This window comes from Micromonospora sagamiensis (genome assembly GCF_014680085.1).
Taxonomy (GTDB): Bacteria; Actinomycetota; Actinomycetes; order Mycobacteriales; family Micromonosporaceae; genus Micromonospora; species Micromonospora inyonensis.
Genome location: NZ_AP023438.1, coordinates 6237857 through 6264512 on the forward strand (window position 1 = coordinate 6237857; position 26656 = coordinate 6264512).

Here is a 26656-nt window from a genome sequence, read left to right on the forward strand (position 1 = left end):
AGGCGCGCGTGCCCGGCTGTCGCGTCGCCGGCCGGGCGATTTTCGCCATGGTGGAGGAAACCTTCCCCTTGACCGTTGACTCCGGTGAATCCTGACACAAAAATCTCCGTCAATATCGAGCGCGATCGATAGATGTATCGATCGCGGACGAGGAGGGAGGCATCCGTGGTAGCTCTCAGAGGCGAGGTGTCCTGGTTCTGTTGTGGCAACGCCTGGGGGCCGTGCGGCTCGACCGGGTTCGGGGCCTGTGGCACGTGCAGCTCCGGCAACTACCAGCACGCGTGGCCGAACGCCTCGGACGCGTGCCTGGCCATCACCCGGCCGGACGCCTGCGGGATCACCGGGATGAGCCGCCGTACCTGCGGCTACCGGCACTACACCACCAACCTCTGCAACGGCGCGCGGATCGGTACCACCATCGCCGACTGCGGCCCGCAGACCGACCTGTGGTGCGGCGAGCGCACCTGTTGCGGGTCGGCCTGCGGCAGCAACCGGATCATCGACCTGACGCCCGCGGCGTACAGCGTGATCGCCAGTCTCTCCACCGGGCTGCGGCCCTGTTCGGTCGACTCGGTCTGACAGGAGGTCCAGGATGAACCAGACAGTGAACCGTCGGCAACTGCTCGCCACCGCCGCCCTCGGTGGCGTCGTCGGCGCCACCGGACTGGGCTCGCTCGCACCCGAGGCCGCCTTCGCCGCCGAAGCCGTCGGCGTCGAGCCCGGTGCCCCCGACCCGAACTTCGCCGAGGGTCTGATCAGCTCGATCTCCGGCAGCATGCTGATGGTGACCGGCTCCGACAAGGTGCTGCACTCGATCCGGATCACCGACGGCACGAGCATCTGGAAGCTGCACCCGACCACCTTCGACCGGGTCGCCGTCGGCGACGGGCTCTACGCCCGGGGCGTCCGGCTGCCCGACGGCACCCTCGCCGCGGACGCCGTCTGGGTCAACATCGTCAACCTGCACGGCCACATCGCCGCCGTCGGCCGCAACGTCGTGCACCTGGACCACAAGGGCCGCCGCATCGTCGCGCACGTGGTGCCGGACCGCTCCGCGGCGGTCTACAACGGCACCCCGGCGGTCAGCGACCTGTCGCTGCTACGGGTCGGCCGCCACGTCCAGGTGCTCGGCGCCTGGCACCCGGGCACCAACGAGATCGACATCGCCACCGTCTACGCCGCCGCCTGACCACCCGCCCCGGGTGACCGCACCGCCCGGGGCGCCACCCGTCGGATCACCTGAGGGGAGAACCCATGATCGACATGATCGCGGCGCTGCAACCGCTGGTCGTCGGTGCGGTACTGGTCTGGTCCGCCCGCGTCAAGCTGTTCAGCCGGCACGCCACCGCGGCCGCCCACCGGTCCGCGCTCGTCGTGCTGCTCGGCGAGCGTCGGGCCCTGCCCGCGTACCGGCTGCTCGGCGCCGTCGAGCTGACCCTGGGCGCACTGCTCCTGCTGCCCCCCGTGTCCCGGCTGGAGGCGACGGCCGCGACCGTGCTGGCCGTCGGCTTCCTCGCCTACCTCGGCTACACCCGGCGGGTGGCGCCGACGGCCTCCTGCGGCTGCCTCAGCGCCCAGCCGACTCCCGTCTCCGGGCGCAGCCTGTTCCGGGCCGGCCTGCTGGTGGTCGCCGGTGCGCTGGCCCTCACCGGCACCGCAGCCTGGTTCGACGCGCTCGCCGACCGGCCGGCGGCCGGCACCGCCGTGCTGCTCGCCGAGCTGGCGGTGGTGGTGGCGCTCTCACCGGAGCTGGACGCCACCTGGCTGCTGCCACTGCGTCGGTTGCGCGCCCGGCTGACCCACCCGCTACGCGGCGGCTCCGGTGTGCCGCTGCTCGCCAGCGTGCAGCAGCTCCAGCTCAGCGACGTCTACCGACGGGTGGCCCCGCTGCTCCGGTCCGACGTCCGCGAGCACTGGGACGAAGACGGCTGGCGATTCGCCGCGCACGCCGCGCGCTACCAGGGCCGGCCGGCGACCGCCGTGTTCGCCGTGCCGCTGGCCGATCCGGAACCGGCTGCGGTACGCGTCGCCCTGGTCGACGACGCCACCGGACAGACCCTGCTGAGCCTGGCCGGCACGCCCCCGGCCACCGGTGGCCGGCTCACCGTCGTCCCGGCCTGACCAGCCCGCGGCGCACGTCGGCGGTATCACCCGACCGCGCGACCCGGGCCCGGTCAGGGCTTGCGGGCCACCCCGCCGTACTGCGGCACCGGCGCGGCGTCGGCCTCGTCCGGCCCGGGCCGCCAGCGGGAACACGAGACCAGACCCGGTGCGACCAGCTCCAGCCCGGTGAAGAAGCCGGCGATCTCCGCGCCGGTACGGGACCGGATCGGTGGGGCGGCGTTCTCGTTCCAGAACGCCATCGCCGCCACGTTCGCCTCGCCGCCCAGCTCCACGGTGGGGTGGGTGACGGCCAGATAGCTGCCCGACGGCACCGCGTCCATCAGCCGGCGCACTATCGCGTACGCCTCGTCGGTGTCGAGGACGAAGTTGAGGATGCCCAGCATCATGACCGCCACCGGCTGGCCGAGGTCGAGCGTCTCGGCGGCGGCGGCGAGGATCGCCTCCGGCCGGTGGATGTCGGCCTCGACGTAGCGCGTCGCACCCTCGGGCCGGCTGGTCAGCAGCGCCCGCGCGTGCACCAGCACCATCGGGTCGTTGTCGACGTAGACGATCCGGCACTCGGGCGCGACGGCCTGGGCGAGGTCGTGGGTGTTGTCGGCACTCGGCAGCCCGGTGCCGATGTCGAGGAACTGCCGGACGCCGGCCGTGCCGGCCAGGAACCCGACCGCCCGGGCGAGGAACCGCCGGTCGGCGCGGGCCACGTCCCCGATCACCGGGAACGCCCGGCGGACGTGGTCGCCGACCCGGCGGTCGGCCTCGAAGTTGTCCTTGCCGCCCAGCCAGTAGTTCCACACCCGGGCGTTGTGCGCCACGGACGGGTCCACCCGTGGCGGTCTCGCCGCCGGCTCCGGTACGACGTGGTCACCGGTCTGCGGCACCTGGGAACTCCTGTCCACTGTCGATGTTTCCCCACCGACAGGATAGCGGGCGGTGATCACCGTGCCGGTGTCCACCGTACGGTTGTCCGGTTGGGCGATCGTGGACCGGCAGGTCGCCTGCGGGCGCCGACGGTGGTCAGCCGGCGTGTCGGGACAACGGCAGCCAGGCGAGGACGTCCCGGATCCACTCGTCCCAGTAGGCCCAGTCGTGACCGCCCGGTCCGAACCGGACGGTCACCGGCACGTCCCGCCTCCGGGCCGCCTCGACGAAGCGCACGCTGTCGTCGTAGAGGAAGTCCTCGGTGCCGCAGGCGACGTAGAGCCGGGGCAGTGACCGTGCCCGGTCCGCCGCCGCGTCCAGCAGGTGCAGCACGTCGTCCGGGGAGCCGACCACCGGCCGGTCACCGAAGAGGGTGTGCCAGAGCCGGGCGTCGACCGGGTGGCCGTCGGTGCCGGGGGAGCGGCCGGCGATGTCCAGCGCCCCGGACAGGCTGGCCGCGGCCGCGAACCGGTCCGGGTGGCGCAGCGCCCACTTGACCGCGCCGTACCCGCCCATCGAGAGCCCGGCCACGAAGGTGTCGGCAGGCCGGTCGGACAGCCGGAAGAACGACCGGCAGACCTCGGGGAGTTCCTCGCTGAGGAAGGACCAGTACCGGTTGCCGTGCTCCTCGTCGGTGTAGAAGCTGCGGTCGACCCGGGGCATGACCACCGCGAGGCCCAGCGGGGCGACGTACCGCTCGATGGAGGTGCGCCGCAGCCAGATGGTGTGGTCGTCGCTGAGCCCGTGCAGCAGGTACAGCACCGGCGGGTCACCGGCCGGTGCGGTGCCGGCCAGCCCGATCTGGGACGTCGTCCGCTGCGGCAGGAGCACCGTCATCGAGGTGCCCATGCCGAGCGTCTCGGAGTGGAAGTCGCAGTGGATGAGGGCCATGACCGGCAACGATAGTGCCCGCCCGGCCGGCGACGCCGGGGCCGTGCTCCGCCCCGCCGCAGCCGGGGGCGGCCGACCGTGACCGACGCCGACCCCGCCGTCCGCCCCCGCCGTCCGCCCCCGCGGCCTCCCGGGCGGGGTCACCCGGCGAACGGGTGGGCGGCGAAGCCGGGCACCGGTGGGCGGACGCGGAACAGTGCCCCCGCCGGGGACCGGTCGCCCGGCGGCGACCCCTGGCGGGACGTGGTGACGTAGAGGTCGGTGTGCTCCGGGCCGCCGAAGGCGCAGGCGGTCGGCCGGCGGGTCGGCACGTCCACCACGGCGGACAGTTCGCCGTCCGGGGTGTAGCGGTGCACCGCCCCGCCGTCCCAGAGCGCCACCCAGATCCCACCGGCCGCGTCGACGCAGATCCCGTCGGGCACCCCCTGTTCCGGCGGCACCGCCACGACCGGCCGCCGACCGGTCAGCTCCCCGGAGGCGCGGTCGACGTCGAACGCGTCCACCCGTCCCAGGGCCGAGTCGACGTAGTAGGCGGTGCCGCCGTCGGCGGTCCAGGCGAGCCCGTTGGAGACCGTCACCCCGGTCAGCACGGTGGTCACCGTGCCGTCCGGGTCGAGCCGGTACAGCGCGGCCCGACCGGGCGCGGCGTCGTACGCCATCGACCCGCAGTGGAACCGGCCCAGCGGGTCGCAGGCCCCGTCGTTCATCCGGACCGTCGGATCCGACCAGATCTCCGGCAGCAGCTCCACCGTGTCGTCGGTGAGCAGCGCGAAGCCCCGTTCGACGGCGGCGACCAGACCGCCGCCGGACCGGGGCCGGATGGCGGCGACCACCCCGGCGACGTGCCGGCGGGTGACCACGCCGGCCGCCGGGTCGAGGGCCAGCACGTCCCCGGCCAGCAGATCCACCCACCGCAGCCGGTCGTCGTCCGGGCACCACACCGGTCCCTCGCCGTGGTCGGCGACCACCGGGGTGACCTGCTCGGCGACCAGCCGCCCGGGAGCCCTCACAGGTAGTCCCCCGGCCAGTGGAACGCGCCCGGCGCGCCGGTGGTCGCGGCGACCCGGTCGGCGTCGGCGCGCACCGGGCGGACCATGCCGGTCTCGTCGACCTCGGGCACCGGGTCGCGCAGCAGCCACGGCAACGCCGCCCCGACCACCGGGTCGGCGGGCAGCCGGGCCACACACCGCACCGTCCGGTCGGCGTGCGCGGTCGTGGCGACGGCGCCGAACAGCGCCCGCAGCGCGTCCACCCCGCCGGCCACCTCGACCACCCGGACCAGCCCGGCGGAGCGTTCCCTAACCAGGTACCCCACCGGTTCGCCGTGCCGGTGGGCGACCAGCAGTTCGGTGGGCGGGGCGTACCAGGCCGGTACCCGGTGCCGCCAGTCGTGGTCGTCGCGGACGGTGCTGAGCGGGCGGTGCGCGTTGAACGCCCGGTGCAGCGGCGCGAGGTTCGGCCAGTCCGCCCAGGAACCCGGCTGCACCGTCCAGCCTGGTGGCGGCCCGGTCGGCGGCGCCGGCCGGCCGCTGGGGTAGCCGAGGCGGAAGGTCCGGAAACCGCTGCCGAGGTAGACGGCCGGTGTGCCGGTGAACAGCAGTGCCCAGGCACACCCGTCGACGTCCATCGCCGCGAGGGCCTGCTCCAGCAGCCGTCGCACGTGCCCCTGTCCCCGTTCCGCCGGGCGGGTGGCCACGTTGGCCACCCCGCCCACCCGGTCGACCGTCCCGTCGGCGGCGCGCAGCCGACGCGGCAGGTAGTGCACGGCGGCCACCACCCGGCCGTCGCGCACCGCGACGAAGGTCCGCGCGAACCGCCCCGGATCCGTCGCCCAGAGCGCGGTGACGTCCGTGGCGGGGAACGCCTCCGCCCAGGTCGACCGCAGCGACGGCAGGTCCTCCGGGGTGGCCGTGCGGTAGCCGACCGGCGCGCTCACGCCGGAACGAGGAGGCTGCGCTGCCGGCCCAGTCCCTCGATCTCCACCTCCATCACGTCCCCCGCGCCCAGGTACGGGAACCGGCCGGACAGCGCCACGCCCTGCGGGGTGCCGGTGTTCAGCACGTCCCCCGGTTCGAGGACGGTGAACTGGGAGAGGTGCCAGATCAGGAATGCCACGTCGAAGATCATGTCGGCGGTGCGGGAGTCCTGCCGGGGCTCGCCGTTGACCCAGGACCGCAGTCGCAGCGCCTGCGGGTCGCCCACCTCGTCCGGGGTGACCAGCCACGGGCCGAGCGGGTTGAACGTCTCGCACGACTTGCCCTTGGCCCACTGCCCACCCGGGTCGGCGAACTGGTACTCCCGCTCCGTCACGTCGTTGGTGACCGCGTACCCGGCGACGTGGGCCAGCGCCTCGGCCGGCGAGTCCAGGTAGCGCACCCGGGAACCGATCACCACCGCCAGCTCGACCTCCCAGTCCGTCCGCGTCGACCCGCGGGGGACCCGGACCTCGTCGTACGGCCCGACCACGGTGTTCGGCGACTTGTGGAACAGGATCGGAGCGGCCGGTGGCGCGACACCGCTCTCGGCGGCGTGCGCGGCGTAGTTCTGCCCGATGCAGAGCACCGCCCCGGGACGGGCGACCGGCGCGCCGACCCGCTGACCGGTCACGTCGACCCGGGGCAGCGGCCCGGCCGCCCGCACCCGGGCGACCGGGTCGGCGGCGAGGAACGCCGCGTCGATGTCGGCGGTGACCCCGCTCAGGTCGAAGTGGTCGGCGCCGTCGACGAGCACCGGACGTTCGGCGCCGGCCGGCCCGATCCGCATGAACCGCATGATGGTGTTCCTCCTCGTGTTTCAGCCCATCCGGGCGAGCAGGTCGGGCGTCACCGCGTGGGCCAGGGGCCGGCCCGTGGCGTACCGGACGATCTCGTCCACCACGATCTCGCCCTGCCGGCGGCGGCCCTGCACCGTGCCGGCCGCCTGGTGCGGGGTGAGCAGCACGTTCGGCAGCGAACGCAGCGGGTGCCCGACCGGCAGCGGTTCGTCGTCGAACACGTCCAGCGCCGCGTCGATCCGGCCGGAGGTCAGCTCGTCGACCAGCGCCGCCTCGTCGACCAGCCAGGACCGGGCGGTGTTGACCAGCCCCGCGCCGTCGGGCAGGAGGGCCAGCTCCCGGGCCCCGATCAGGTGCCGGGTCTCCGGCAGGGTCGGGGCGTGCAGCGCCACGATCCGGCTGCCGGCCAGCAGTTCGTCCAGCCCGACCAGTCGGGCACCGAGGGCGGCGGCGTCCGCCGGGGTCAGGGTCGGGTCGGCCACCGCGACCTCCGCGCCCAGCAGCCGCACCAGTTCCAGGTACGCCCGCCCGGTGCGGGACGCCCCGACCACCCCGACCGGGCAGCCGAGCAGCTCGTGCCGGGGCGGGGCGGCCTCGGCGACGTGCCACTCGGCGCCGGTGTGCAGGGCGTGGTCGAAGCGGGGCAGCCGGTGCAGCAGGGCCAGGGTGAACGCCAGCGCCACCTCGGCCACCGGGCGGGCCATGCCCTGCCCGGCCTGGGTGACCGCGACGCCCCGGGCGAAGACCTCGTCGGTGACGAACGGCTTGACCGACGCGCCGGTGTGCGCGACCAGCCGCAGCGCCGGGGCCCGGTCCAGCATGCTCGCGTCGAGCGCAGGGACGCCCCAGGAGGTCACCAGCACCTCGGCCCGGGCCAGCACCGGGGCGAGCCCGGGGTGGGTGAGCACGGTGTGCCCGTCGAGCAGCGTGCACTCGGCGACGGCGGCCAGCCGCTCGCCGACCCGGTCCGGGAAGAACTGGGCGCGCAGCGGCGGCGGCACGCTCACCACGGCGACCGGACGGCGGGTGGCGCCGCCCGGCCGGTCAGCGGAGCCAGTCATCGCGGTGCGCGGCGACGAACTCGTCGTCGGTCAGCCACGGGTAGGCGGCGGCGACCCGGGTCAGCTCCTCGGCCTGGCCGGGGGAGAGCCCCTCGGCCGGGTCGAGGCACCACACCCCGTCGAGCAGCCCCTGCCGGCGCAGCACCTCGTGCACCCCGGCGATGCAGCCGTGGAAGTCGTGCGCGGCGTCGAAGACGGCCGCGTTGGCGTCGGTGACCGCCGCCGCCCGGTCGGTGAGCAGCGCCAGCGCCGCCGCGTCCCCGGCGCGGGCCGCCCGCACCTGCCCGAACAGCTCCACCGCCGCCCGGGTCCAGACCGCCCACTGGCCGAGCAGCCCGCCGACGAACCGCCGGCCGGCGAACTCGCCGAGCAGGTCGCCGACGATGTGGTCGTCGTTGCCGGTGTAGAGGGCCACCTCGCCACCCCGGTCGGCGGCGGCGATGCCGCGCACCGCCTCCAGGGTCCGGTACCGGTCGAACGGGGCGAGCTTGACCGCCACCACCGGGGGCAGGTCGGCGAAGGCCCGCCAGAACGCCGTCGACAGGCGGGGCCCGCCGATCGCCGGCTGGAGGTAGAAGCCGATCACCGGCAGCACCTCGCCGACTGCCTTCGCCCGCTCCAGCAGGGCGACCTCGTCCGCGCCGGGCACCACCGGGGAGAGCAGCACCGCGTGGTAGCCCAGTCCGGCGGCGAGTTCCGCCTCGGCGACCGCCTGCGCGGTGTCCCCGCAGGCCCCGGCGACCTTGACCACCGGGCGTCCGGCCTCGCCGTCGACCACCTCGGCGGCCAGGGCGAGCACCGGCTCCAGCAGCCCGGCCGACCGGATGGCGAACTGGGTGGTGTGCACCCCGACGGCCAGCCCGCCCGCCCCGGCGGCCAGGTAGTAGCGGGTCAGCGCCCGCTGGCGGCGCTCGTCGAGCCGGCGGTCGGCGGTCAGGGCCAGCGGGTGGGCGGGGATCACCGTGCCGTCGCGCAGCAGGTCCAGGGACATGTCAGAACCTCCCGTCCCGGACGGCGAACCTCGTCGGCTTGCCGGAGGTGGGCAGTCCGGCGGCGAGCCAGTCGGCCTGCCAGTCGACCAGGGTGCCCAGCGGCACGTCCGGGTAGCCGAACAGCGCGTGGCAGCGGGTGGCGTCGTTGAGCAGCGCGGTGGGCGCCTCGGTGCCGGTGAGGGTGACCGGTCGGCCCAGCCGCTCGCCCATCCGGGCGGCGATCCGCCGCACCGGCGCGGTCTCCGGGCCGGTCAGGTTGAGGGTGAACACCTCCGGCGTGGCGTGCCGCAGCGACCGCAGCGCCACCTCGTTGGCGTACCCCTGCCAGACCACGTTGACGTGTCCGGTGGTCACGTCGACCGGCTCGCCGGCCAGCACCGCGTGCCCGATGTCGGCGAGCACCCCGTAGCGCAGGTCGACGGCGTAGTTGAGCCGGAGCACCGCGACCGGGGTGCCCCGGGTGGCGGCGGCGTGCGCGAAGACCTGCTCCCGGCCGAGGCAGCTCATCGCGTAGTCGCCGACCGGGCCGGGCGGGTCGGTCTCGACGGAGCCGCCGGAGCCGACCGGCACCATCGGGTAGACGTTGCCGGTGGAGAACGCGGCGATCCGCGCGGCCGGGTAGCGGCGGGCCACGGCGGCCGGCAGCACCGCGTTGACCACCCAGGCCAGGTAGGGCGCGGCCGAGGTGCCGAACTTCGCACCGACCATGAAGACCACGTCGGTGGCGTCCGGCAGCCCGCCCAGGTCGGCGTCGCCGAGCAGGTCGAACGGCACCGGCTCGACGCGGTCGCCGGCCAGCGACTCGGCGGCGGCCCGGTCCGTCCAGCGGGACACCGCGTACACCCGGTCGCCGGTGCGGCCGGCGGCGTCCAGCCCTCGGCGGGCCAGCCGGCACAGCGACGGTCCCATCTTGCCGCCGGCGCCGAGCACCACCAGGTCGCCACGACCGCCGGCCAGGTCGGCGACCAGGGCCGCCGACGGGCGGGCCAGCCGCTCCTCCAACTCACTCTCGTTCGTGAACACTCGTCTCAACCCTTGATTCCGGACATCGTGACGCCCTCGGTGAAGTAGCGCTGGCCGACCAGGTACGCGGCGAAGATGGGCACGAAGGCGACCACCGAACCGGCCAGCATGACGTTGAGCGGCACCTGCTCCTGCTGGAGGGAGGCGATGCCGACGGTGAGCGTGCGCATGTCCCCGCTCTGCCCGATGATCAGCGGCCAGAGCAGGTCGTTCCAGTGCCACAGGAAGACGAACACCCCGAGGGTGGCCAGGATCGGCTTGCACAGCGGCAGCACGATCCGGACGAAGGTCCGCCACTCCGAGGCACCGTCGATCTTGGCGGCCTCGAACAGCTCGTCCGGCAGGCCCCCGATGAACTGCCGCATCAGGAACACCGCCTGCGCGTTGGCCAGGGTGGGCAGGATCAGCCCCCAGTAGGTGTCCACCCCACCGGCCTTCGCGATCAGGATGAACGTGGGGATCAGCGTGACGTGGTAGGGCACCATCACCATGGCCAGGAACGACCAGAACATGGTCTCCCGGCCGGGGAACCGCTTCTTGGCGAAGGCGTACCCGGCCATCGCGGCGAGCAGCAGCACCGCGACCACGCTGACCACCGAGTAGATGGTCGTGTTCAGCAGCCAGCGCAGGATGCTCCGCGACGCCAGCACCTCCTGGTACGCGCCGACGTCGACCGGCCAGGGGAGCAGGCTGGCCGGGAACTCGATCGCGGCGGCCGGCTTCAGGCTCAGCACCACCATCGCGTAGAACGGGAAGAGGGTGACCACGCTGGCCACGGCGAGCAGCGCGTACCGCACCACCCGGCCGGCGGGTCCGGGCTCCAGCGCCCGGTAGGCGCGGCGACGCCGACCGGATGGGGTGGGCGTCGGGGTGGTCGGCGCGGGGGTGGTGGTCGTGGCGGTCACTTGTCCCTCCCGAGGGCGAGCCGTTGGATCAGCGCGACGACCAGGGTCATCACGAACAGGGCCACCCCGATCGCACTGGCGTAGCCGAGGTCGAAGTATTTGAAGCCCTGGTCGTAGAGGGCCATGACGAGCGTGTAGCTGCCCCGGGCGGGGCCGCCACCGGTCATCGCGTAGACCAGGTCGAAGACCTGGAACGAGGCGGTCGTCTCGATCACCAGCAGGAAGAACAGCACCGGCTTGAGCTGCGGCAGCACGATCCAGCGGAACCGTTGCCACGGACCGGCGCCGTCGGTCAGCGCCGCCTCCTCCTGCTCGCGGGGCAGGTCCTGGAGGCGGGCCAGCACGATCAGCATGCCGTAGCCGAAGTGCGACCAGACCCCCACCAGCGCCAGCGCCGGCAGCACCAGCGTGCTGGAGGCGAGCCACGACTCGTCGGGCAGGCCCAGCCAGCCCAGGATCCGCGACCAGGGTCCCTCGGCGGAGAACACCCAGGCGAAGATCGTCGCGACCAGCACCAGACTCGTGACCACCGGCAGGAAGAACACCGACCGGAAGAACCCCACGGCCCGGAAGCCCCGGCGGACCAGCAGCGCGAGTCCGACCGAGGTGACCACGGTCAGCGGCACGTAGAGCAGGGTGTAGACGACGGTCACCCGCAGCGACTGCCAGAACACCGGATCGTCGACCAGTCGGCGGGCGTTCTCCAGGCCGGTCCATTCGGCCTCGCCGCCGATGGTGTACTCCATGAAGCCGAGTACCAGCCCGGCGATGGCCGGGCCGAAGCGGAAGGCCAGGAAGAGCAGGAACGCGGGCAGGACGAAGAGCAGGCCCCAGCGGGCCTCGCGCCGCGCGACCACCCGCCGGGACCGTCGGGCCACCACCTGTGCCGGTACGGCCATCTCGTCCTCCTTGTCTCGGGTCCGGCACCGACCGGCCCGGCCGGTGCCGTGCGGCCCGCCGCCGGTGAGAACCGGCGGCGGACCGTGTCGACGGGTCAGAGCAGCGCGTCGGCGGCCTTGGCCGCGTCGGTGAGTGCCTGCTCGGGGGTCTTCTTGCCGATCAGCGCGGCCTGGATCTCCGGGGCCAGCACGCCCATCACCTCACGGCTCTTCTCGTGCAGCGTGCCGACGGTGGTGCTGGTCAGGGTCTGCTCCATCGCGCTGCGCGCCGGGTCGTCGGCGTAGAGCGGGCCGGCGGACTTCTTCGCCGAGAAGTAGTTGGCCTGCTTGTCGTAGGCGGTGGCCACCTTGGGGTCGGTGACGAAGCCGACCCACTCGCCGGCGGCCTTCTTGGCCTTGCTGGCCTTGAGGATCGACAGGCTGCCGACGGTGCCGTACCCGACGCTCTTCGCCTCGGCCAGCGGCGGGAAGATCTTGATGTTCTCCTTACCCCAGAACTGCTCGACGTCGGCCGGGACGTGCTGCCAGGTGCAGGCGACCTTGTTCTTGGCGACGTTGGTCTGCTCGAAGGCCGGGATGCTGGTGATCAGGTCCTTCTGCACGTACCCGCCGTCGACGAGCTGCTTGAGGAAGGTCAACGCCCGGACCCCCTCCGGCCCGTCGAAGGCCACCGACTTCCCGTCGGCGCTGAACACGTCCCCACCGGCCTGCCAGAGCAGGGGGTAGAACGACTGGTTCAGGGTGGCGCTCGGGTCGGCGTAGTAGTTCGTGACGTCGAAGCCCTTGGCCTTGAAGGTGGGCGCGAGGGCGAGCAGGTCGGCCCAGGTCTTCGGGTACGCGGTGACCCCGGCCGCGGTGAACACCTTCGCGTTGCACATCAGCGGGTTGCTGCTGGTCAGGATCGGCGCGCCGAGCATCTTGCCGTCGAGGGTGACGGCGGCGCGGACGTTGTCCAGGTAGTCGGCCTTGGCGTCGTCGGGCAGGTGCCCGTCGACCGGCTCGATCACGTTGTGGAACTTCCCGAGCTGGTCCGGGATCAGGTACACCACGTCCGGCCCCTTGCCGCCCGCGATCGCCGTGGTCAGCGACTCCTCCCGCTTCGCCCACGGGAAGATCTCCACCTTCACCTCGATGTTCGGGTGCTTGTCCCGGAACGCGGAGACCTGCTGGTCCCAGAAGCCCCGGTGGGTGGCCTCGTCGGGGATCACCGGGTAGATCCACATGGTGACGGTCTGCTTCTCGTCGCTCCCGGCGCCGTCGCCGCCGCCGCACGCGGCGACCAGCCCGGTCAGCAGTGCGGCGACCGCGACCGGCGCGAACCTGCGTACTCGCATCTGTCTCGTCCTCTCTGGGTGTCAGTGCGCGGGCACGGTCACGACCGTGCCGGTGTGCCGGGCCGTCTCGGCGGCGAAGACCGCGAGGTGACTGGCGAGTGACTCGTCCAGTCCGGACCGGATGTGGTGGCCGTCGCCGGTGGCCACGGCGCGGACGAAGGCGTCCATCACGCCGCTGTCGCCACCACCGTGGTCGTCGGCGGCGGTGGCGCCGCCGACCGTGCCGGCGTCGATCTGCTCGATCCGGTCGGTGCGGAAGTCGTGCACCCGGACCCGCTCGCCGTCGCCGGTGAGCGTGCCGTGGGTGCCGAACAGCCGGGTCTGCCGGTGGGTCTGTTCGGTGAAGGCGGTGACGGTGAAGGTGGCGGTCAGCCCGCCGGTCAGCTCCATCGCCACCACCTGGTGGTCGACGACGTCGTTGTCGCAGGAGTAGACGCAGCGCCCGTACGGGCCGGTGCGCAGCGCGTCGAGCAGCGCCGGTTCGTCGGTGCCGTCGGTGACCACGCTGACCGGCCAGATCGGCCCGCGTTCGCGCAGCGTCGGCAGGTAGAGCTTCGGTGCCGAGTACGGGCAGGTCGGCTCCACCGGGCAGGTCAGACATCGGTCGGTGGCGCCGGCCGGGCGCTGGTCGGGGCGGAAGTGCCGCAGGCCGCCGAAGCTGGACACCCGCTCGATCCGGCGGCCGGTGACGTAGCTCAGCCAGTCCAGGTCGTGGCTGGACTTGGCCAGCAGCATCGGGGTGGCCAGGTCCTCCCGCCGCCAGGGTCCGCGCACGTACGAGTGGGCGAAGTGCCACCAGCCGACCGGCTCCAGGTGCTGCACGCTGACGATCTCGCCGAGCACCCCACTGTCGGCCACCTGTTTCACCAGGTCGGTGTAGGGGGTGTAGCGCAGCACGTGGCAGACCGCGAAGAGCACCCCGGTGGCGCGGACCGCGTCGACGATCCGCCGGCACTCGTCGGCCGTCGGGGCGAGGGGCTTCTCCACCAGCAGGTGGTGGCCGGCGGCGGCGAACGCGACCGCCGGCTCCACGTGCGCCCGGTCCTGGGTGGCGACGATCACCGCGTCCGCGGCCACCCCGGCCGCCAGCAGGTCCCGCCAGTCGGCGAACCCGACGGCGTCCGCGTGCGCGGCGGTGACCAGGGACCGCTGGTGCGCACGCGGGTCGGCGACCGCGACCAGCCGCACCCGCTCCGGGTGGGCGGCCACCCAGCGTGCGTACGTCTGGCCCCGGTTGCCGGCGCCCACCAGCGCCACGGTCACCGGTCGGTCCTGCTGCGGCACGTCGCTCCTCCTCGCTGCGGGTCGGTTGGTCAGACGGTCAGGTTGCCGGCGTCGCGGATCCGCGGCCCGGCGGCGGGCAGCGTCCGGTCGACGTCCTCCTCGACGCAGCCGGTGTGGTGCAGGTAGGAACCCTCACCGAAGCCGGCGTCGGTCAGCCGCAGCCGTCCGCCGCTGAACTGCGTGCCGACCGCCGAGTACCGGTTCCGCCCGGACTCGACCACCACGTGCGCGGTGTCCGCGTCGGCGGCCACGCTGAGGTATCCGCCCAGCTCCCAGCGCACCGTACCGGTGGCCGCACCCCGGCTGAGCAGCGCCTTCGCGGCATTGGTGCCGCGTAGCACCGCCCCGCCGCCGACGGTGAGTCGCTGGTCGGCGGTGCCGGCCAGCCGGATCCCGGTGTCGGTCAGCGTGCCGCCGGAGATCCGCGTCTCGGCGGCCTTGACCACGATCGGGGCGGCCCCGGCCGCGCCGGTCAGGGTCACGTCGGTCAGGTGCAGCGCCCCGGTGCCGTCGAAGGTGTGCCCGTCCAGTCCGGTGATCGTGGTCCGCACCAGGTGCACGGGCACGGTGACGTTCGCCTGCACCACCGAGGTGGCCCGGGTGGCGAGCCGGAACGTGCAGCCCTCGATGGTGTTGGGCCGCCCGGACCGGCTGGACGCCTGCGAGATGATCAATGTGTCGTCGGCGGAGCAGCCGCGCATCTGGATCCCGTCGGCGTTGACCCAGATCATGCCGGAGCCGGCCAGGCCGTCCTTGCGGATCACCTGGACGTCCTCCAGGGTCAGGTCGGTGACCTTCACCCGGGCCACGAACCAGGAGCAGACGTGCTTGCGGACGGTGATCCGCTTGGCTGCCGAGCCCCAGGCCGCGCCGGAGTTGGCGAAGGTCATCAGCCCGGAGTTGCCGGTGTAGACCAGGTCGTGCTCGTACTGCCCGTGGGTGACGAACGGTCCCTGGTCGTCGCCGTCGCCGTGGCAGTTGGTGACGTAGCAGTAGGCCGAGGCGGTCCAGTCGTTGAGGTGCCGGGCGTTGGAGGTGCGGCAGTCCTCGACATGCCCGTAGAGGCAGTAGATCTGCTGGGTGAGGTAGCCGGCGCCGCCCCAGGTGACCGAGGTGGGGTTGGTCAGGGTGCACCGGGCGGTGTGGAAGTAGGTGGCCCAGCGCCGCATGATCACCGGCCAGAAGGAGCCGGTGGCGTCGATGTCGGTGGCGTCGCAGTGCACCGCGTACTCGTAGGCCAGCGGGTGCGAGCCGGTGTACTGGTCCCCGCCGTTGCCGGTGAACACCAGGTTGTGCACGTGCACCCGACTGACCGGTTCGACCCGGGTCCAGGTCAGCGTCCGGCCGGCGGCCAGTTCCCAGCCGTTCTTGTAGTTGATCCGGATGTGCGTGCCGTCGACGATCTGGGTGACCTGGACCAGCTTCTGGAGTTCCTTCTCCCAGCGGCCGGCGAGCTGGTTGACCTCGACGGCGTACCACTGCCCGACGGCGAAGGCCGACGAGTCACCGACCTGGAACGAGTCCCAGCCCTCCCGGACCACCTCGGTCAGTTTGTGGGTGTGCACCTGGTCGGTGACGGTGCCCCGGAAGAAGAGCACGGCGGCGAACGGGTCGTCCCGCCCGGCGTCCTCGATGCCCTTGGTCGACATGGTGTGCCCGCCGAAGTCGAGCACCAGGTCGCTGCGGGTGAACCGGTGCCGCTTGACGAAGTGCAGGTCGGAGTGGGCCTCGATGCGGTGCACCGTCGGGTCGTTCACCATGGCGTCGAGAGCGGCGTCGGCCGGGGTCGTCGGGTCGAAGATCCCGAAGTGCCGGAACTCGACGACCCCGTCGTGCACCTGGAGCCAGCGTCCGGTGCCCGGCCGGTCGCCGTACGGGCTGAGCACGGTGCCGCCGTTGGCGGTCGCGGTGCTGATGGCGGCCCAGCGGACCAGGCGGGCGCCGCCGTCCCCGGCGGCGTGGTGGCCGTCGACGTGCACCAGTTGGCCGTCGTCGACCTGCTTCGGGTCCAGGCCGAGCAGGGCGGCGACGGTGGGGACGTGGAAGACCGCGTCGAGGCCCGGGCTCAGCGGGGTGGCCCCGGTGCCCGGCTCGGTGGGGGCGGCGGAGGCCGCCGGGGTGGGGGAGAGGGCCAGCGCGGTGCCGGCGAGGGCGAGACCGCCGAGACCGGAGGCGCGGAGCAGGACCCGGCGGGTGGTCGGTTCGGAGCGTTCCATGGGGTTTCTCTTCCTACGGGCGGGGGAGCCGGGGGCGGTCAGTGGACGAGGTTGTCGCCGGTGGCGACGCGCGGGGAGTCGGCGGGCAGCTCCCGTTCGACCCCCTCCTCGACGCACCTCGTGTGCAGCAGCGTCGACGGCGTGCCGAAGCCCGCCGGGGTGAGCACCAGACGTCCGCCGGTGAACCGGGAGCCGACCGCCCGGTACCGGTTGACGCCGGTGTCGAGGCGCACGTGCGCGGTCCGCGCGTCCGCCGCGGTGCTGTGGTAGTCGCCCAGTTCGACGCGGACCTGCCCGGGGCCGGCGGCCCGGCCGAGCAGCGCGCCCCGGGAGTTGGTGCCGGTGACCACGGCGCCGCCGTCGAGCACCAGGCGCTGGTCGCGCAGGGCGGTGAGTTCGATGCCGGTGTCGGTCAGCGTGCCGCCGGTCACCACCACCTCGGCCGCGCCGACGCTCAGCGGGGCGGCGGTCGGGCTGCCGGTCAGCGTGCAGTCGGTGAGGTGCACCGGCCCGGATCCGCGCAGGATCGCTCCGTCGAGCCCCCGGAAGGTGGTCCGGACGAAGTGCACCGGGTTGCTCACCGGGGTCTGCACGACCACCGTGCCGGCGGGCTGGTCGAAGTCGCAGTCGGCGATGATGTTGGGTCGGCGGGAGCGGGTGGACCGTTGGGCGATGCTCAGGGTCCGCGCCGAGCAGCCGCGCATCTGGACGCCGTCGGCGTTGACCTGGAGGGTGCCGGCCGGGTCGAAGGTCGACCGGGCGATCACCCGGACGTCCTCCAGGGTCAGGTCGGTGATCTTCGTGCCGGCGACGAACCAGGAGCAGACGTGCCGGCGGATGGTGATCCGCTTGGCGCTGATGCCCCACTGCCCACCGCTGTTGGCGATGTCCATCAGTCCGGAGCAGCCGGTGAAGACGAGGTCGTGCTCGTACTGGCCGTGGGTGGTGAAGGGGTTGCCGCCGGCGTCGTCGCCGTCGCCGTGACAGTTCTCCACCAGGCAGTACGCCGAGGCGGTCAGGTCGTTGAGGTGCCGGGCGTTGGAGCTGCGGCAGTCCACGATGTGCCCGTAGAGGCAGTAGATCTGCTGGGTGAGGTAGCCCGCGCCGCCGTACATGACGGTCGGCGGGTTCTTCAGGGTGCAGTTCGCGGTGGTGAAGTGGGTGCACCAGCGTCGCATGATCACCGGCCACCAGGTGCCGGTGGCGTCGATGCCGGAGACGTCGCAGCGCACCGCGTACTCGTAGGCGATCGGGTGGGAGCCGCTGTACTCCCGGTCGTCCGGTCCGGAGCCGGGGTACTCGCCGGTGAACGCGACGTGGCCGAGGAAGACCATGTTGCGGACGTGGGCGCGCTGCACCGGTTCGACCCGCCGCCAGGTGACGGTGCGTCCGGGGGCGAGTTCCCAGCCGTTGAGGTAGTTCACCCGGATGTGCCGGCCGTCCACGATTTGGGTGACCTGCACCATCCTCTGCAGGTCCCGCTCGTCGAGGCCGGTGAGGGCGTTGCTGGTGGCGGTCCACCACTGCCCGACGGCGAACCGGCCGGAGTCCGGCACCTCGAAGACGTCGGTGAGTTCCGGCACCGTCTCGGTGAGGGTGTGGGTGACGACCGTGTCGGTGACCTTGCCCCGGAAGTAGAGCACCGCGCCGAACGGATTGTCGTGGGTGTTGCGCTCGATGCCGTCGGTGTGCACCGTGTGCCCGCCGAAGTCCAGCTCGATGTCGCTGCGGCCGAAGGTGTGCCGCTTGACGAAGCGCAGGTCGGTGTGGGCCTCGATCCGGTGGATCGTGGGATCGGTGACCATCGCGTCCAGCGCGGCGTCGGCGGGGGTGTCCCGACCGAGGACGCCGAACATCCGGAAGTCGCCGACCCCGTCGTGCACGGCCAGCCAGCGGCCGGTGCTCCGACCGTACGGGTCGTGCACGGTGCCGCCGTTCGTGGCGGCGGTGCTGGTCGGCGACCAGCGCAGCAGGGAGCCGCCCCCGTCGCCGGGGCTGCGGTAACCGGCGACCCGCACCAGGGTCCGGGCGGTCAGGTCGGCGGGGGTGAGTCGGCGCAGGTCGGCGATGGTGTCGACCTGGAGCACGGGTGGGCGGGCGAGCACGGACGAATCGGGTTGACCCATGGGGAGCCTCAACCTTCGCGGTCCAGCGGACGACGGCGTCGCCGTCCGGCGGTGCGGGGGTGCCCGTCCGGCGCGGGGAAGCGCCGCAGGGCGGGGGAAGGTCGGGCAAACGCGCGAGGCGCGCAGGCGGCGGAGCTGCTGACCGTACGGCCCGGCGCCGGGGCTGCGGCGCGGCGGGCGTCAGCATGTTCGCCCGAGAGTGGTCGTGACCTGGGCCCCGACCCGTCACGACCCGCAGGTCGTGACGTTGGCGGTGACGTTAAACAGCTGGTGAACCAGGTGTCAAGAGGCCAGGGGTGGTCCGGCGTGGCCGAGGCGTACGGAGATCTCCTCGGCGGCCTGTCGAACCTGTCGACCCAGCTCCTGGTAGCGCCAGCTGGGCAGAGCGAGCTTGAGCCCGGTCACGCTGATCGCCCCGGAGCAGGCCCCGGTGTGGTCGCGCAGCGCGCTGCCGATGCAGAACACGCCCTCGGCGTCCTCCTCGTCGTCGAGCGCGTAGCCGGCCTGCCGGACGTCGTCGAGGTGAGCCAGGAGCGACTCCAGGTCGGTGATGGTGTGATCGGTCCGCCGGGGCAGGCCGACCCGCTCGATCAGCTCGCGGACCTGCGGCGCGGACGTCTCGGCCAGCAGCGCCTTGCCGAGCCCGGTGCAGTGCGGGAGTTCCCGGGTGCCCATCCGCAGCTCGATCTGGATCCGCTCACCGTTGCTGACCTGGTCGATGACGACCGCGTGCGCCCCCTCGGGCACGGCCAGCCGGGAGGTGAGCCCGGTCTGGCGGGTCAGGGCGGCGAGCACCGGGCGGGCGATGTCGCGCAGCGAGAGCTGCTCCTGCGCGCGGACCCCGAGCCGGGCCAGGGCCATGCCGAGGCGGTAGCGCCGGTTCATCCCCTCGCCGTCGTCCGCGGCCAGTCCGTGCTGGCAGAGGGTGTGCAGGGTGGCGAAGGCGGCGCTCTTGGACAGTCCGCAGGCCCGGGCCACGTCGGTGACGCTCATGCCGTGGCCGGGGGTGGCGGCGGCGAGCGCCTCCAGCACCTCGGCCGCACGGCTGACGCTGCGCACCAGGTAGCGGGAGCCGTCCGTTTCTTCGGTGACGGTCATGGTCCTCTCTTCGGTCAGCGGGTCGGAGGGTGTTCGGCCAGTATGGCCGCGAGTGTTCGTCAAGGCCGAACAGCGTAACAAAGTTGTTCGGGAAATCTGGTCCCTCCCGGTTGACCATGCGGAATTCTCGTGCCTAATATGCCGAACATCGTTTGGTACTGCCGAACAGTGTTCTGAGATTTTGACAAGTGTTCCTCTCGCGGCGGACAACACCGCGGTGTCGTGACCGGGCTGGGTCACGGCACCGCACCGATGAGGAGAAGGTGTGAATCCACGATCGGCCCCGTCCGGTACCTTGCTCGCCGAGCGCGCCCGCCGGGTCATTCCCGGAGGCGTCAACAGCGGGCAGCGCAGCATCCCCGGCCTCACCGACCTGGTGATCACCCGGGCCGCCGGTGCGCGTTTCTGGGACGCGGACGGGCGGGCGTACACCGACTACCACGCGGCCTTCGGCCCACCCCTGCTCGGACACAACGACCCCGACGTCAACGCCGCGGTGGCCGAGGTCGGGCAACGGCTCGACCTGTGCGGCCTGGCCGTCACCGAGGGCGAGGTGCAGCTCGCCGAGGCGCTGGCCGAACTGGTCCCCAGCATCGAGCGGGTCCTGCTGACCAGCACCGGCAGCGAGGCCACCTTCCATGCCCTGCGGGTGGCCCGGGCCGCCACCGGCCGGCGCCTGGTGGTCAAGTTCCAGGGCTGTTACCACGGCTGGCACGACTCGGTCAGCCTCAATGTCATCTCCGCACCGGACCGGGTGGGCCGACCCGACCCGATTTCCACCGGCATCCTGCCCGAGGTGCTCGACGCCACCCTGGTGCTGCGGTTCAACGACGTGGCCGAGGTCCGGGCGGCCTTCGCCGCGCACGGCGCGGACATCGCCGCCGTGATCGTCGAACCGGTGCCGCACAACGTCGGCTGTCTCCTGCCCGACCAGGACTTCCTGGTCGCGCTCCGCGAGGAGTGCACCCGCGCCGGCAGCGTGCTGGTCTTCGACGAGGTGATCACCGGCTTCCGGCACGACCTGGGCGGCTGGCAGAAGATCAGTGGCGTCACCCCGGACCTGACCACCCTCGGCAAGGCCATCGCCAACGGCTACCCGGTCGGCGCGCTCGGCGGTCGGGCCGACCTGATGGACCTGTTCAGCACCCGCCCCGGTGCCCCCGCCTTCTTCGCCGGCACCTACAACGGGCACCCCGCCGTGGTGGCCGCCGCGCTGGCCACCCTCGACAAGCTGCGTGCCGAACCGGTCCACGAGCACGTCTTCCGGCTCGGCGAGCGGATCCGCGCCGGGCTGACCGAGGTCTTCGCCGACCTCGACGTCCCGGCGGTGGTCACCGGTCACGGCTCGGTCTTCGTCAGCTACTTCATGTCCGGCCCGGTTCCGCGTACCTACGACGACCTGCTGCGCAACGATGCGGGCATGTTCATCGGCTACCGGCGGCGGATGCCCGAGCACGGCATCTTCGAGTTGCCGCTCAACCTGAAGCGCAACCACGTCTCCTACGCCCACACCGACGCCGACGTCGACCACCTGATCGAGGCCACCCGGGCAGCGGTCCGCGACACCGTCGCGGCCGGCGGGGTGACCGAGCTGGCGAACACCGCCACCATGGGCGGCGCGGTCCCGGCCCGGGGGGTGTCCTGATGCTCACCGTCGACACCACGCGCCCGGTCGGGCCGGCCGGCCGGATCAGCCGGGTGGAGACCCTCACCCTCGGCACCGCCTGGCGGGACTTCTCCTACGTGCGGGTGCACACCGACGCCGGACTGACCGGGGTCGGCGAGATCACCCACCCGTACCGGGGCCGGGAGACCTGCCAGCTCACCGAGGCGATGGCCGGACGGCACCTGATCGGCGCCGACCCGTTCGACGTCGAGGAGATCTGGCTGCGGATGTACCAGGGCGACTTCCTGCGCGGCGGGGACGTCGGCGGGATCGTCGTCTCCGGCGTCGACCAGGCGTTGTACGACCTGATGGGCAAGGCGCTCGGCGTGCCGGCGTACCGGCTGACCGGCGGCGCGTGCCGTAGCCGGGTCCGGGTCTACGCCAACGGTTGGTACACCGGCGACCGGGAGCCGGCCGCGTTCGCCGAGCGGGCCGTCGCCACCGTCGCCAAGGGGTACACCGCGCTCAAGTTCGACCCCTTCGGCGCCGGACTGGGCGAGCTGTCCCGCACCGAACTGCGCCGGTCGGTCGACATCGTGGCCGCCGTCCGGGACGCGGTCGGCCCCGACGTGGACCTCTTCGTCGAGGGGCACGCCCGGTTCGCCATGCCCACCGCGTCCCGACTGGTGCGCGAACTGGCCCCGTTCGACCTCGGGTGGTTCGAGGAGCCGCTGCCCTGGACGCACATCGAGCGCTACGCCGAGTTGCGCGCCCGGGCGACCATGCCGATCTCCGGTGGGGAGCACTTCCACAACCGCTACGAGTACGCCCGGCTGTTCGCCACGAACGCGGTGGACATCATCCAGCCGGACCTGTCGATGGCGGGTGGGTTCACCGAGGTCCGCAAGCTCGCGGCCATCGCCGACCAGCACGCCATGCTGGTCGCCCCGCACAACTCCAACTCACCGCTGTGCACCACCGCGTCGGTGCACGCCGTGCTCGGCATGCCCAACTTCACGATCCTGGAGACCTTCGACGGGCTGCTGGAGGACTATGTCTTCGAAGCCGTCCGGGGTGCCCTGCCGGTGGTGGACGGGCACGTCGCCCTCCCCACCGCCCCGGGTCTCGGGGTCGAACTCGTCGACGAGGTCTTCGCCGAGCACCCGCCGAGCCACGGTTTCTGGAACATGTTCGCCGAGGGCTGGGAGAAGCGGGACCGGCGATGATCGTCGACGTGCACTCGCACCTGTTCGACTGCCCGGAGCACGTCGGCGACCCGTTCGCCGCCGAGGCGTCCCGGGCGCACGGCGGCGAGGTCGACCTGACGGTGCGGTGGTCGGAGTACGCGGCCACCGCACCCGCCGGCACCCGTACCGTCGTGGTCGGTGGCAAGGCCCGCCGCTCGGGCCTCTGGGTCGACGACGCGGCGGTGGCGGCGTACGTGGCCGCCCAGCCGGAACGGCTGATCGGCTACCTCGCCCTGGACCCGACCCAGCCCGGCTGGCGCGACGAACTGGAGCACGGGCACCGGGACCTCGGCCTGCGCGGCATCAAGCTGATGCCGATGTACGCCGGCTTCGACCCCGCCGACCCGGCGTACGACGACCTGTACGCCTACGCCGAACGGCACGGCCTGCCGCTGCTGGTGCACACCGGCACCACCTTCGTCTCCACCGCGCCCCTGCGCTACGCGCTGCCGGTGCACCTGGACGAGGTGGCCATCCGCCACCCCGAGCTGCGGATGGTCCTGGCCCACCTCGGCCACCCGTACGAGGGGGAGTGCATCGCGGTGATCCGCAAGCACCGGTACGTCTACGCCGACGTCTCCGCCCTGCACTACCGGCCGTTCCAGCTCTGGCACAGCCTGCGCCTGGTGCAGGACTACGGGGTGTGGCCCAAGCTGTTGTTCGGCAGCGACTACCCGTTCACCACCGTCGACGCCTCCGTCGAGGGGCTGCGCCGGGTGGGCCGGGTGCCCGGCATCCCGGGCCTGGACCCGCTCGACGTCGACCAGATCGAACAGCTCATCCACCGTCCGTCGCTCGACCTGCTGGGGCTGCGATGACCGCCGTACCGCCCTCGTTCGATCTCACCGGCCGGCTCGCCGTCGTCACCGGGGCGGCCCGGGGGCTCGGGGCCGCGTTCGCCGCCGGCCTGGCCGCCGCCGGGGCCGACCTGGTCCTGGTCGACCGGCCCGGGGTGGACCTCGGTCCGGTCGCCGAGCAGGTCACCGGCTTCGGTCGGGCCGCCCACCGGCACCCGTTCGACCTGGCCGACACCGAGGTGATCGCCGGCTGGGTGGACGACCTGCGGGCCGCCCACGGCCCGCTGCACATCCTGGTCAACAACGCCGGGGTCGCCCGGCTGGAGCACTTCAACGAGATCACCGTGGCCGGCTGGCGGGAGCTGATGCGGGTCAACGTGGACGCCGTCTTCTTCTGCGCCCAGCGGGTCGCCGAGCACATGATCGCCGACGGCGTGTCCGGCCGGATCGTCAACATCTCCTCCAAGAACGGCCTGGTCGCCGAGGCCGGGCTGGCCCACTACAACGCCTCGAAGGGTGCGGTGGAGCTGCTCACCCGGTCGCTCGCCGCGGAACTGGGCCCACACGGGATCACCGCGAACACCATCGCCCCCGGCATGATCGCCACGCCGATCGACGGGGAGTTCCCGTTCGACCGGGCCGCGTTCGAGGCGGCCTGGGCCCAGCGCATCCCGCTGCGCGGCGGGTACGGAACCCCTGCCGACTGTGTGGGTGCGCTGCTCCTGCTCGCCTCGGACGCCGGCCGGTACGTCACGGGCACCCACCTGGTGGTGGACGGCGGAGTGCTGGCCGACCAGATGCCCCGGCTGCGCTTCATGCCGCCGTACCGCAGCACGCTGCCCACGGCGGGCCCGCCGGGCGACCGGGACGGAACCTGACGACGTCCACCGGGCACCGTCCACACCGGTCCGGCGAGGTTGACGGGCATCCCTACTGTGCAGACCTCACCGCCGGCTCCTGCGCCGGTGGCACCCGTCGAGGAGAGACGATGCGCAGTCCCGCCCGCACCCGAGCAGTCGCCGCCGCGCTGGCCGCCGCGCTGGCCGTCCCGGGATGCTCCACCGACCCGGACGAGACGACCCAGGGAAGCACCGAAGGCCTGAGCATCGCGCCGAGCACCGTCGTGTCCGGCCCGGTCGACAGTGGTCCGGCCGACGGCAGCGGTGACGGCGGCACCCCCGCGACCACCGGCGGCGGTGAGCCGCACCGGCCGCCGACGACGACGCCGCCGGCCACGAAGCCGACGCCGAGACCGACCACGGACGGCCGACCGGAGATCGTCTACTTCCGCGTCCAGCGGAAGCCCTCCTGCCCGGCCGGCACCACGGTGAACCCCGTCCCCGGCAGCCCGGTGGTGCTGGAGTGGCAGGCCCGCGACGTCGACCGGGTGGCCCTGTCCGTCGACGGCCCCGGCGTGTACGCCGACAACTACCCGCCGACCGGCACCGAGACCCTCACCTTCCCGTGCTCCGGGGAGGAGGGGGACACCCAGCGGCACACGTACCAGCTGACCGTGACCAACGCCGAGGGGAAACGGACCCGCACGATCGAGGTCACCGCCACCGTCCACACGATCGCGCCGGTCTGACCGGTTCCCGCCCGGCGGCGACGGTGCCGTGGGTCGTCGGCGACGCGCCCGATCCCCGGTCAGGTTCCCGGTCGCAGCCAGACGCGGAGCGGCCCGACCGGGCGAAACCCGACGTCGAGGGCGGGTGAGAGGTCGTCGTCGGTCTCCCAGCCGACCAGCGGCCCGGTGCCGAACCGGGCGCACACCCCGCGCCACACCACGGCCGGGTCGGTGCCGAACACGTTCGACACGCCGACCGCCCCACCGCCCGCGCTGACCACCGCGCCGCCGGTCACCGTGCCCGCCGGACCGTAGGCGGCCAGCACCGTGACCGACGGGTCGGCCAGCAGCGCCGGGTGGCGCAGGGCCACCCCGCCGTGCGCGTCGGCCCAGGCCGCCAGCGCGGAGGCGGTGGTCACCGGGGTCAGCGGGGGACCGGCCGGCACGTCGCCGGCGGGGCGGTGGATCCACCGCCCCGCGACGAGCACCCGGAACCCGTACGGTGCCAGGTCGAGAGCGGCGAAGCTGTCCTTGACCGACGCGCCCGGGCCGGCGTCCACCCGGCGCAGCAGCGCGGCGACGGTCGCCTCCGGCCGGAGGGTCACCGCGTCCGGGTACCACGGCGGGGACCGGCGTGGCACCGACCAGGCGTCGGCGTCGCGTACCCCGGTCGTGCCGTGGGCCCGGCAGACCGCGTCGCACCACGCCGCGTTGTTCCGCGCCGCGGTGACCGCCTCGGCGTGCGCCACCGGGCACCTCCCGTCGTCCTCGGGCAATCTCCGGCACACCGGCGCGGCCCGCAACGGAATTTCCCGGCGCGGCCGGTGATCGTCCGTGGCGTCAACCGGTGACCAGTCGGGCCAGGAGCAGGCCCGTCCAGGCCGCGCCGAGTCCGGCGGTCACGTTGAGCAGCACGGTGGCCAGCGCGGCCCCCCGCCGGCCGTCGCGGCCCAGACGCAGCGTCTCGTACGAGAGCGTGGACCAGGTCGTCAGCGCACCGCAGAGGCCGGTGCCGAGCGCGGCGGTCGCCGCCGGGCCGACCGGCACCGCGAGTACCACGCCGAGCAGCAACGAACCGGCCACGTTCACGGCGAGTGTCCCCCAGGGCAGCACCGAGCCGAACCGGGCCCGCAGCGCCCAGTCGGTCAGGTAGCGCAGCGGCGCACCGACGGCCGCGCCGAGCGCGACCAGCAGCACGGTCACCGGGCCGCCCCGCCCGCCCGCGTCCGGTCCAGCAGCCACCCGGTGGCCGCGTCACCGAGCCAGACCGCGCCCAGCGCGGCGAGCACCGTCGCGCCCAGGTAGGCCAGTGCCGTCTCCGGCGCGCCGGCCCGGACGGCCTGCTGCACGTCGAGCACGTACGTGGAGAAGGTGGTGAACCCGCCCAGCACCCCGACGCCGAGGAACGGACGCAGCAGCGGTCGACCCGTCCAGACCCGGGTGAGCAGCACCATCAGCACGCCGATCAGCAGGCAACCGAGCACGTTCACGGTGAAGGTCGACCAGGGGAAGGTGGTGGGCCGGTACGGGAACGCGGCCAGTGCCCCGGCCCGGGCCAGCGCCCCGACCACGCCACCCGCGGCGACGGCCGCGAGCATCACCGCCGGACGCACCGGCCGGACGGCCGGGCCGAGTGGATCGACGTCGGGTTCGGTCCGGGGACTGTCGGACACCGTTCCTCCACGAGCATCAGGACGCCGGGCGGAACCGTCGGGACACGCCCGGACGCCAGCCTAACGGGACGCGCCACGCGGCCCACCGGCCGCAGGCCGCATCCCCAATGTCGGTTTCAGCC

At 73.2% G+C, this 26656-nt stretch carries 26 protein-coding genes; 8 read left to right on the forward strand and 18 right to left on the reverse strand.

Annotated elements, in window-relative coordinates; all coding sequences use genetic code 11:
* Window positions 1-165 precede the first annotated feature (165 nt).
* The 3 genes from IGA62_RS26645 to IGA62_RS26655 all read left to right on the forward strand — a co-directional run bounded on the left by IGA62_RS26645 (window position 166) and on the right by IGA62_RS26655 (window position 2121).
* Window positions 166-579, forward strand: coding sequence for a septal ring lytic transglycosylase RlpA family protein (locus tag IGA62_RS26645; RefSeq protein ID WP_232624787.1), 414 nt, complete (start codon window positions 166-168; stop codon window positions 577-579).
* Window positions 580-592: 13 nt separating this feature from the next.
* Window positions 593-1189, forward strand: coding sequence for a cell wall protein (locus tag IGA62_RS26650; RefSeq protein WP_145818284.1), 597 nt, complete (start codon window positions 593-595; stop codon window positions 1187-1189).
* Between the two features lie 65 nt (window positions 1190-1254).
* Window positions 1255-2121 (forward strand): MauE/DoxX family redox-associated membrane protein, encoded by an 867-nt coding sequence (locus IGA62_RS26655; protein ID WP_186499848.1) that lies wholly within the window; start codon window positions 1255-1257, stop codon window positions 2119-2121.
* A 53-nt stretch (window positions 2122-2174) separates the two neighbouring features.
* Here the strand turns inward: IGA62_RS26655 and IGA62_RS26660 are convergent, their stop codons facing one another.
* The 15 genes from IGA62_RS26660 to IGA62_RS26730 all read right to left on the reverse strand — a co-directional run bounded on the left by IGA62_RS26660 (window position 2175) and on the right by IGA62_RS26730 (window position 19644).
* Window positions 2175-3002 (reverse strand): SAM-dependent methyltransferase, encoded by an 828-nt coding sequence (locus tag IGA62_RS26660; RefSeq protein ID WP_198501125.1) that lies wholly within the window; start codon window positions 3000-3002, stop codon window positions 2175-2177.
* Window positions 3003-3138: 136 nt separating this feature from the next.
* The gene (locus IGA62_RS26665; protein WP_145818282.1) at window positions 3139-3933 is read right to left on the reverse strand and encodes an alpha/beta hydrolase; all 795 of its coding nucleotides are present in this window, start codon (window positions 3931-3933) and stop codon (window positions 3139-3141) included.
* 140 nt (window positions 3934-4073) lie between these two features.
* A complete protein-coding gene (locus IGA62_RS26670) occupies window positions 4074-4943 on the reverse strand; it encodes an SMP-30/gluconolactonase/LRE family protein (protein ID WP_198501126.1) in 870 nt (289 codons plus the stop codon).
* Window positions 4940-5869 (reverse strand): GNAT family N-acetyltransferase, encoded by a 930-nt coding sequence (locus IGA62_RS26675; RefSeq protein ID WP_145818280.1) that lies wholly within the window; start codon window positions 5867-5869, stop codon window positions 4940-4942. Before IGA62_RS26675 ends, IGA62_RS26670 begins: the two co-directional genes overlap by 4 nt.
* The gene (locus tag IGA62_RS26680; protein ID WP_145818278.1) at window positions 5866-6705 is read right to left on the reverse strand and encodes a fumarylacetoacetate hydrolase family protein; all 840 of its coding nucleotides are present in this window, start codon (window positions 6703-6705) and stop codon (window positions 5866-5868) included. Before IGA62_RS26680 ends, IGA62_RS26675 begins: the two co-directional genes overlap by 4 nt.
* Window positions 6706-6726: 21 nt before the next feature.
* Window positions 6727-7767 carry a hydroxyacid dehydrogenase gene (locus IGA62_RS26685; protein WP_145818276.1) on the reverse strand — a complete coding sequence of 347 codons (1041 nt, stop codon included), beginning with the start codon at window positions 7765-7767 and terminating at the stop codon, window positions 6727-6729.
* Window positions 7751-8758 carry a dihydrodipicolinate synthase family protein gene (locus IGA62_RS26690; protein WP_145818274.1) on the reverse strand — a complete coding sequence of 336 codons (1008 nt, stop codon included), beginning with the start codon at window positions 8756-8758 and terminating at the stop codon, window positions 7751-7753. Before IGA62_RS26690 ends, IGA62_RS26685 begins: the two co-directional genes overlap by 17 nt.
* A 1-nt stretch (window position 8759) precedes the next feature.
* On the reverse strand, window positions 8760-9782 hold the full coding sequence (locus tag IGA62_RS26695) for an NAD-dependent epimerase/dehydratase family protein (RefSeq protein ID WP_145818272.1): 1023 nt from the start codon (window positions 9780-9782) through the stop codon (window positions 8760-8762).
* 5 nt (window positions 9783-9787) lie between these two features.
* Complete coding sequence (locus tag IGA62_RS26700; RefSeq protein ID WP_145818270.1) at window positions 9788-10687, reverse strand: carbohydrate ABC transporter permease; 900 nt, start codon at window positions 10685-10687, stop codon at window positions 9788-9790.
* Window positions 10684-11586, reverse strand: a complete 903-nt coding sequence (locus IGA62_RS26705) for a carbohydrate ABC transporter permease (RefSeq protein ID WP_145818267.1) — start codon at window positions 11584-11586, stop codon at window positions 10684-10686. The genes IGA62_RS26700 and IGA62_RS26705 overlap by 4 nt, the downstream gene beginning before the upstream one ends.
* Window positions 11587-11681: 95 nt before the next feature.
* Entirely contained in the window at window positions 11682-12920 is a 1239-nt protein-coding gene (locus tag IGA62_RS26710) for an ABC transporter substrate-binding protein (RefSeq protein ID WP_145818265.1), read from the reverse strand.
* Between the two features lie 21 nt (window positions 12921-12941).
* Window positions 12942-14204, reverse strand: coding sequence for a Gfo/Idh/MocA family protein (locus IGA62_RS26715; protein WP_232624788.1), 1263 nt, complete (start codon window positions 14202-14204; stop codon window positions 12942-12944).
* Window positions 14205-14233: 29 nt separating this feature from the next.
* Window positions 14234-16420, reverse strand: coding sequence for a peptidase C14 (locus IGA62_RS26720; RefSeq protein WP_186499847.1), 2187 nt, complete (start codon window positions 16418-16420; stop codon window positions 14234-14236).
* Window positions 16421-16458: 38 nt separating this feature from the next.
* Window positions 16459-18546, reverse strand: a complete 2088-nt coding sequence (locus IGA62_RS26725; protein WP_198501127.1) for a hypothetical protein — start codon at window positions 18544-18546, stop codon at window positions 16459-16461.
* A 282-nt stretch (window positions 18547-18828) separates the two neighbouring features.
* Window positions 18829-19644, reverse strand: coding sequence for an IclR family transcriptional regulator (locus IGA62_RS26730; RefSeq protein ID WP_145818263.1), 816 nt, complete (start codon window positions 19642-19644; stop codon window positions 18829-18831).
* A 265-nt stretch (window positions 19645-19909) separates the two neighbouring features.
* Between IGA62_RS26730 and IGA62_RS26735 the strand changes: the two genes are divergently transcribed.
* From IGA62_RS26735 to IGA62_RS26755, 5 genes are all read left to right on the forward strand, one after another.
* The gene (locus IGA62_RS26735; RefSeq protein ID WP_145818261.1) at window positions 19910-21289 is read left to right on the forward strand and encodes an aspartate aminotransferase family protein; all 1380 of its coding nucleotides are present in this window, start codon (window positions 19910-19912) and stop codon (window positions 21287-21289) included.
* Complete coding sequence (locus IGA62_RS26740) at window positions 21289-22476, forward strand: mandelate racemase/muconate lactonizing enzyme family protein (RefSeq protein ID WP_145818259.1); 1188 nt, start codon at window positions 21289-21291, stop codon at window positions 22474-22476. Before IGA62_RS26735 ends, IGA62_RS26740 begins: the two co-directional genes overlap by 1 nt.
* Window positions 22473-23315 carry an amidohydrolase family protein gene (locus IGA62_RS26745; RefSeq protein ID WP_145818257.1) on the forward strand — a complete coding sequence of 281 codons (843 nt, stop codon included), beginning with the start codon at window positions 22473-22475 and terminating at the stop codon, window positions 23313-23315. The genes IGA62_RS26740 and IGA62_RS26745 overlap by 4 nt, the downstream gene beginning before the upstream one ends.
* A complete protein-coding gene (locus IGA62_RS26750; protein WP_145818255.1) occupies window positions 23312-24172 on the forward strand; it encodes an SDR family NAD(P)-dependent oxidoreductase in 861 nt (286 codons plus the stop codon). The genes IGA62_RS26745 and IGA62_RS26750 overlap by 4 nt, the downstream gene beginning before the upstream one ends.
* Before the next feature lie 110 nt (window positions 24173-24282).
* Window positions 24283-24882 (forward strand): hypothetical protein, encoded by a 600-nt coding sequence (locus IGA62_RS26755; protein ID WP_145818253.1) that lies wholly within the window; start codon window positions 24283-24285, stop codon window positions 24880-24882.
* A 59-nt stretch (window positions 24883-24941) separates the two neighbouring features.
* Here the strand turns inward: IGA62_RS26755 and IGA62_RS26760 are convergent, their stop codons facing one another.
* From IGA62_RS26760 to IGA62_RS26770, 3 genes are all read right to left on the reverse strand, one after another.
* Window positions 24942-25610, reverse strand: coding sequence for a hypothetical protein (locus IGA62_RS26760; RefSeq protein ID WP_145818251.1), 669 nt, complete (start codon window positions 25608-25610; stop codon window positions 24942-24944).
* A 91-nt stretch (window positions 25611-25701) separates the two neighbouring features.
* Window positions 25702-26064, reverse strand: a complete 363-nt coding sequence (locus IGA62_RS26765; RefSeq protein WP_145818250.1) for a fluoride efflux transporter FluC — start codon at window positions 26062-26064, stop codon at window positions 25702-25704.
* Window positions 26061-26534, reverse strand: a complete 474-nt coding sequence (locus IGA62_RS26770; protein ID WP_145818247.1) for a fluoride efflux transporter FluC — start codon at window positions 26532-26534, stop codon at window positions 26061-26063. The genes IGA62_RS26765 and IGA62_RS26770 overlap by 4 nt, the downstream gene beginning before the upstream one ends.
* Between the last annotated feature and the right edge of the window lie 122 nt (window positions 26535-26656).